The 5,546-nt window shown below is 46.3% G+C and carries 9 protein-coding genes; all 9 read right to left on the bottom strand.

Going from position 1 to position 5,546, the window contains the following annotated elements:
• Nucleotides 1-173 (bottom strand): glutaredoxin domain-containing protein (locus ACWVCM_RS03190; RefSeq protein ID WP_455200261.1); only part of this gene is annotated, 173 nt, incomplete at its 3' end.
• Between the two features lie 145 nt (nucleotides 174-318).
• Entirely contained in the window at nucleotides 319-1,077 is a 759-nt protein-coding gene (locus tag ACWVCM_RS03185; RefSeq protein ID WP_455200260.1) for a DsbC family protein, read from the bottom strand.
• A 54-nt stretch (nucleotides 1,078-1,131) separates the two neighbouring features.
• Nucleotides 1,132-1,614: a YajQ family cyclic di-GMP-binding protein gene (locus tag ACWVCM_RS03180; RefSeq protein ID WP_455200259.1), complete on the bottom strand. Its 483-nt coding sequence runs from the start codon at nucleotides 1,612-1,614 to the stop codon at nucleotides 1,132-1,134.
• A gap of 69 nt (nucleotides 1,615-1,683) precedes the next feature.
• Nucleotides 1,684-2,616, bottom strand: a complete 933-nt coding sequence (gene xerD, locus ACWVCM_RS03175; RefSeq protein WP_455200258.1) for a site-specific tyrosine recombinase XerD — start codon at nucleotides 2,614-2,616, stop codon at nucleotides 1,684-1,686.
• The gene (locus tag ACWVCM_RS03170) at nucleotides 2,600-3,094 is read right to left on the bottom strand and encodes a methylated-DNA--[protein]-cysteine S-methyltransferase (protein WP_455200257.1); all 495 of its coding nucleotides are present in this window, start codon (nucleotides 3,092-3,094) and stop codon (nucleotides 2,600-2,602) included. The genes xerD and ACWVCM_RS03170 overlap by 17 nt, the downstream gene beginning before the upstream one ends.
• A 175-nt stretch (nucleotides 3,095-3,269) precedes the next feature.
• The gene (gene rplS, locus ACWVCM_RS03165) at nucleotides 3,270-3,611 is read right to left on the bottom strand and encodes a 50S ribosomal protein L19 (RefSeq protein WP_455200256.1); all 342 of its coding nucleotides are present in this window, start codon (nucleotides 3,609-3,611) and stop codon (nucleotides 3,270-3,272) included.
• Between the two features lie 125 nt (nucleotides 3,612-3,736).
• On the bottom strand, nucleotides 3,737-4,492 hold the full coding sequence (gene trmD / locus ACWVCM_RS03160; protein ID WP_455200255.1) for a tRNA (guanosine(37)-N1)-methyltransferase TrmD: 756 nt from the start codon (nucleotides 4,490-4,492) through the stop codon (nucleotides 3,737-3,739).
• A 27-nt stretch (nucleotides 4,493-4,519) separates the two neighbouring features.
• The gene (gene rimM / locus ACWVCM_RS03155; protein WP_455200254.1) at nucleotides 4,520-5,041 is read right to left on the bottom strand and encodes a ribosome maturation factor RimM; all 522 of its coding nucleotides are present in this window, start codon (nucleotides 5,039-5,041) and stop codon (nucleotides 4,520-4,522) included.
• A 72-nt stretch (nucleotides 5,042-5,113) separates the two neighbouring features.
• Entirely contained in the window at nucleotides 5,114-5,356 is a 243-nt protein-coding gene (gene rpsP / locus ACWVCM_RS03150) for a 30S ribosomal protein S16 (protein ID WP_455200253.1), read from the bottom strand.
• Nucleotides 5,357-5,546: the final 190 nt, after the last annotated feature.

Raw genomic sequence — 5,546 nt, 5'->3', positions numbered from 1 at the left:
GTAATTTGAGGAACCGTTTTAGCACCATTGGACACCTGCAACATTTCTTTTAGCGCATCCTTATCCTGATCGATGCGATACTCGTCATAGGGAATACTCCATTTAGTCAGCAAGTTTTTTGCTTTATCGCATATGGGACAAATACCGGTACTATACACTTTAACTCTGGCCATAGTTCTTTCTCTTTATTTCCTTTAGCTTATAACAACAAGTTCCAGGCATACACAGTATGCCTGGAACTCGATTAGTCACAAAAGATTCCCGCCAACAAAAAAATTTTATATCGATCCGTTTGAACCTGATTTAAAAAGAAACCTGTTAGCTTTGTTTGGCGTCGTCCAGCATTTTGATCAAGCGATCTGCCGGAACATATCCGGGGATTATCTGACCACTTTCCATGAACAATGATGGTGTTCCAGTAACACCGACATCTCTTGCAGTAGTCAATTGCCTGGCAATGGCATCTGTGCAAGGTTTGCTATTGGCGACCTGCTCCAGCCCCTGCAGTTGATCCAGCTTCGCACCACCCTTGGCAAAAGTCATGGCTTTATTGCGATCCTTGGCGCACCAAACGGCGACGGCCTTGAAATAAGAGGGTGTTTGCAAACCGGAACGAGGGAAAGCGGCATAACGAACCTCAATTCCAAGGTCATTATATTTTTTCATTTCCGCATGCATCTTGCGACAGTAACCGCAATCTATGTCGGTAAAGGCTGTAATTACATGTTTTGGTTTCTTGTCTTTTGGACTAAACACGATCATGTTTTTTGTATCCAAAGATGCCAGTGCCTTTTTACGACCCGAGGTACGAACGCCTTCTGTAAGATTCACCCGTTTTTGCACATCGTAGACATCGCCTTCGATCATGTAACGTCCGTCTTTGGTCATGTAAATCACCTGGGTACCATATATTGCCTCATACAATCCAGGAATGGGGGTTTGGGTGATTTTGTCCGGTTTGGCAGAAGGCATTAGCATTTGCAGCGTCTTTTTAACCTGCTCAACGTCGGCATCTGCTGCATAGACAATTTGCCCAGATACCATGATAAACGCTACAAGGATTAAAACCTTTTTCATAACAACCTCTCAATAAATTTAAAAACCAGCTATTTGAAGTACTAATATGGGGTACTAATCTCTAAAATTCGTGTATTGCAGTGGCAATTCCAGTTTGGATTCTTTCAGCATGGTGATAATTTGCTGCAATTCATCACGCTTTTTGCCAGTCACTCTCACCTGGTCACCCTGGATCGCTGCCTGGACTTTTAATTTGGTATTTTTTACCAGTTTGACTATTTTCCTGGCCAGATCCTTGTCAATTCCCTGCCGGGCAATCACTTTTTGACGAACTTCCTTGCCTGTTGTTACAGGCTCCTGGATATCCAGACATCCAATATCTATGCCGCGTTTGACCATTTTATTCTGTAAAATATCCAGGATTTGCTGCACCTGAAAGTCACTTTCGCTGATAATGGAAATTTCGGCTTCTACTTGCTCGATTTTGGAATTAGTACCTTTAAAATCAAACCGGTTGCCCACTTCGCGATTCGCCTGGTCTACGGCATTGGTCAGCTCATGCATATCAACTTCCGATACTACATCAAATGACGGCATGTTATTACCCCGATAAAATAGTTAAAAAATGATGTTTAATTATGCAGTTACTACCAGATAGTGTGCAATCTAACCTCGTGGGTGATGCTCTGCGTGCAAACTGCGCAGTCGTTCCCGCGCTACGTGAGTATAAATCTGTGTCGTTGATAAATCACTATGCCCCAATAACATCTGTACCACACGCAAATCTGCGCCGTGATTCAGTAAATGAGTTGCGAAACAATGGCGTAATGTATGAGGGGTTAAATGCTTTTTTATACCTACTTTATTAGCGTAGCGTTTGACTAAATACCAGAATGCCTGACGCGTCATGGCAGAATGGCGCCTGGTAGTGAACACATAATCACTGGCCGCGGCTGGTGTTATTTGATGTCGCGCGTCGTTGAGATACTTATCCAGCCAGGATAACGCCTCTTCGCCTAAGGGCACCAGTCGCTCCTTGTTTCCTTTTCCCAGCACACGCACCACACCCTGGCGCAGGTTAAGTTGATCGATTGTAAGATTCACCAGTTCTGACACGCGTAACCCGGTGGCATATAGCAGTTCCAGCATGGTGCGGTCTCGCACACCTAAAGGATCTTTCAAATCCGGGGCATTCAGCAAAGCCTCAACTTCTGCTTCCGACAGGAACTTTGGCAAAGAGCGGCCCAGCTTGGGCGCATCAATTCGGTCGCTAGGATCTTCTTTGATTAACTGTTCCCGCACGCAATACTGATAGAAGCGTTTGATACTGGATAACAAGCGTGCCGTAGAGCGTGACTTGGTCCCTTGATTCACTCGATAAGTTAAATAATCCAGTATCTGACTACGAGATGCATGTAATAGATCTTGCCTGGATTGCGCAAACAGCCATTTAGCTAACCCAAACAGATCGGCACGGTAGGCATTGAGCGTATTCTCACTTAACCCACGCTCCATCCAGATGGCATCAATAAAAGCTTCCAGTTGTTGTTCACTGGCAGCATGAATTACCGTTTCATTCAGCTTAGATAATTGATTCATGCTGTAATAACCACTGCTTTATGGACAAAAACGTTCCGGACGTGTGTCCGGCATAGCCGCCCATACCATTGGCAGACACTACTCGGTGGCAAGGCACAACAATGGGTATGGGATTTCGCCGGCATGCATTACCAACAGCGCGTGGCGCACTGTGAATTTTCCTGGCAAGATCTCCATATGTCCACACTTTACCGGTGGGACATTTACGTAATTTGTCCCAGACACGTTTTTGGTACAGGGTGCCTTGAGGTTCCAGGGGTAAGGTAAACTTGAAATCGGAATCTGAAAAATAGGCTTTCAGCTGTTCCACGACAGTTTTAGCGACTGTGGTTTTCGGTTGTTTTAATTTAGTGGACTGACTGACAAATAAAAGTTCTTGCAGCTTGTCATCCTGGGTAACTATGGCAAGGCGGTTGTTGCGACCGGGAAGTGGCGTTTCAATGACGGCATCATATCGTTGGTAATCCCTGCCCGACATAATTCACATTCTCCATTTTCCTTTCTTATTAATCGCGAGTATTAATAGCCTGCTAAACATCCCGGCAACGCTTTCATATTCCATAAAAAATGTTCACCCCATAAAAACAAACGGGTGTTTGGTATTGTACCAAACACCCGCTACTAATAGGTGACAATTATCTGTGGTTCGGAAATTACAGCTTTTCTTTGATTCGTGCTGCCTTACCCTGAAGGTTGCGCAGGTAGTAAAGCTTGGCGCGTCGTACATCACCACGACGTTTCACTTTAACAGAATCGATGCTTGGACTGTGGCTCTGGAACACACGCTCAACACCTTCGCCGTGCGATACCTTGCGAACTGTGAATGAAGAATTAATACCACGATTGCGCTTGGCAATAACGACGCCTTCAAACGCCTGGGTACGTTCACGGGTACCTTCCTTAACTTTTACGTTTACCACGACAGTATCCCCGGGATTGAATTCGGGGACTTTTTTCATTTGTTCAGCTTCAAGTTGTTGAATTATATTACTCATGTCCTGCTCCATTTCTCAGTGCGGCGCATTATACCGAACAATTTCTTACGATAACACCTCAAATTTGCTCATAATTGGCGATTTCGAAGCCCGGAATCTAAAAATAGCTCGATTTACGCAAATATCTACTCGTCTTTCTGCTCTTTTCTATACTCGTCCAGTAGTTCTTTTTGGGAATCAGTTAGTTGCAACTTGTCCAGTAAATCCGGCCGTCGATCCCAGGTACGGCCTAATGCCATTTTCATGCGCCAGCGCTCAATGGCCTGATGGTCACCACTGAGCAGGATCTCCGGAACCCGTTGGCCATTGACCTGTTCCGGGCGCGTATAGTGGGGATAATCGAGCAAACCGTTGACGAATGAATCCTGGTCGGCGGAATCCTCGTGCCCCAATGCTCCCGGCAACAATCGGGTAACACCATCGATAATCGCCATGGCCGCGATTTCCCCACCGCTTAGCACATAATCCCCGATCGACCATTCTTCATCCACTTCCGATTCAATCAGTCGTTCGTCGACTCCCTCATAACGTCCGGCGAGTAGCACCAATCCCGGGGTTATTGCTGCGTGCTGCAATAACTGCTGATCAACCGGTTTGCCTTGTGGTGATAAATACACAACGGTGGCTTTGCTGCCTGTAGCCTGTTCGCTGGCCTGGCGAGCATCTCCAATGGCTTTTTTTAATGGCTCCACCATCATGACCATTCCCGGGCCTCCGCCATAGGGCCGGTCATCGACTGTGCGGTGATTGTCGGTGGTGTAATCCCGTGGATTCCACACTGCAACATTGAGTAACTGATTTTCAATAGCGCGTCGTGTTATTCCATGCTGCGTCACCGCATCAAACATTTCGGGAAACAGGCTAATGACATCAATGCGCATCAGTTAATCTCTATGATAGTCTACCGATTAAAAATCGGGATCCCAGTCTACGGTGATCGTACCGGCATCCAGATCGATGGCATGAATAAATTCATCCATCACATAAGGAATAAGCCGCTCTTTATCACCTTTCACTACCAATACATCGTTAGCCCCGGTTTCCATCACTGAATCGACCACGCCGAGTGTGATGCCATCGAGGTTGATGACGGATAAGCCTTCCAGATCGACCCAGTAGTATTCATCATCTTCCGGCTCGGGTAATTGGTCCCGGGTAACTGCAATTTCCAAACCGCGCAATAATTCTGCCTGGTTGCGGTCATTAACCCCTTCGAACTGGATAACGACCTGTTTCCCGTGCGCACGACCGTTGCTTACCCTGATTGCCTCCCAGGATTGCCTGCTATCTCTGCTTTGCAGATAGAGAGGATCGTATTGCAGAATATTCGTGATGGGATCGGTAAAGGAATTTATTTTAAGCCAGCCTTTTATACCGTAGGCACTGGAAACCTTACCGACAACGACGAATTGGTGGGCTGGATCATCCATGTTGTGGTTGCAGGTTTCGTTGCCCGCTCAAACAGGGGCAACGATCCACTGCAGGAAGTCGTTTTGACTGGATTACTGCTTTTGACTTTTGATAATGCTGGCGACGCGCTCTGACAATTGAGCGCCCTTTCCGACCCAGTAGTCGACACGTTCCTGATTGATGCGCAAGCCTTCTTCGTTTTCCACGGCGCTGGGATTATAGAACCCTACACGTTCGATGTAACGACCGTCGCGAGCTTTGCGACTATCTTGCACGACAATATTATAAAAAGGACGTTTTTTTGCGCCACCGCGCGATAAACGAATTGTAACCATTGTTTAACGGATCTCCGAAAGATTCTGCTCGTTCTGGTCTACCCGCCGCGATGGTGGGCAACCCTAAAAAAGAGCGCGTATTGTATGTAAATTTACCTAAAATTGAAACAGTTATCTGACCACATCTGCATGGCGTTTGTTGCTAATTTTTACCCAAATATCCCCCAGATAGGCGAAGTTCAGTCCAGGC

Source organism: Kaarinaea lacus (genome assembly GCF_975902315.1).
The sequence above is the reverse complement of the archived record's forward strand: the minus strand, read 5'-3'. Positions and strand labels throughout refer to the sequence as shown.

Coding starts and splice junctions, on each gene's coding strand:
- ACWVCM_RS03185 (WP_455200260.1), bottom strand. CDS start 1,077: ATGAAAAAGGTTTTAATCCTTGTAGCGTTTATCATGGTATCTGGGCAA.
- ACWVCM_RS03180 (WP_455200259.1), bottom strand. CDS start 1,614: ATGCCGTCATTTGATGTAGTATCGGAAGTTGATATGCATGAGCTGACC.
- xerD (WP_455200258.1), bottom strand. CDS start 2,616: ATGAATCAATTATCTAAGCTGAATGAAACGGTAATTCATGCTGCCAGT.
- ACWVCM_RS03170 (WP_455200257.1), bottom strand. CDS start 3,094: ATGTCGGGCAGGGATTACCAACGATATGATGCCGTCATTGAAACGCCA.
- rplS (WP_455200256.1), bottom strand. CDS start 3,611: ATGAGTAATATAATTCAACAACTTGAAGCTGAACAAATGAAAAAAGTC.
- trmD (WP_455200255.1), bottom strand. CDS start 4,492: ATGCGCATTGATGTCATTAGCCTGTTTCCCGAAATGTTTGATGCGGTG.
- rimM (WP_455200254.1), bottom strand. CDS start 5,041: ATGGATGATCCAGCCCACCAATTCGTCGTTGTCGGTAAGGTTTCCAGT.
- rpsP (WP_455200253.1), bottom strand. CDS start 5,356: ATGGTTACAATTCGTTTATCGCGCGGTGGCGCAAAAAAACGTCCTTTT.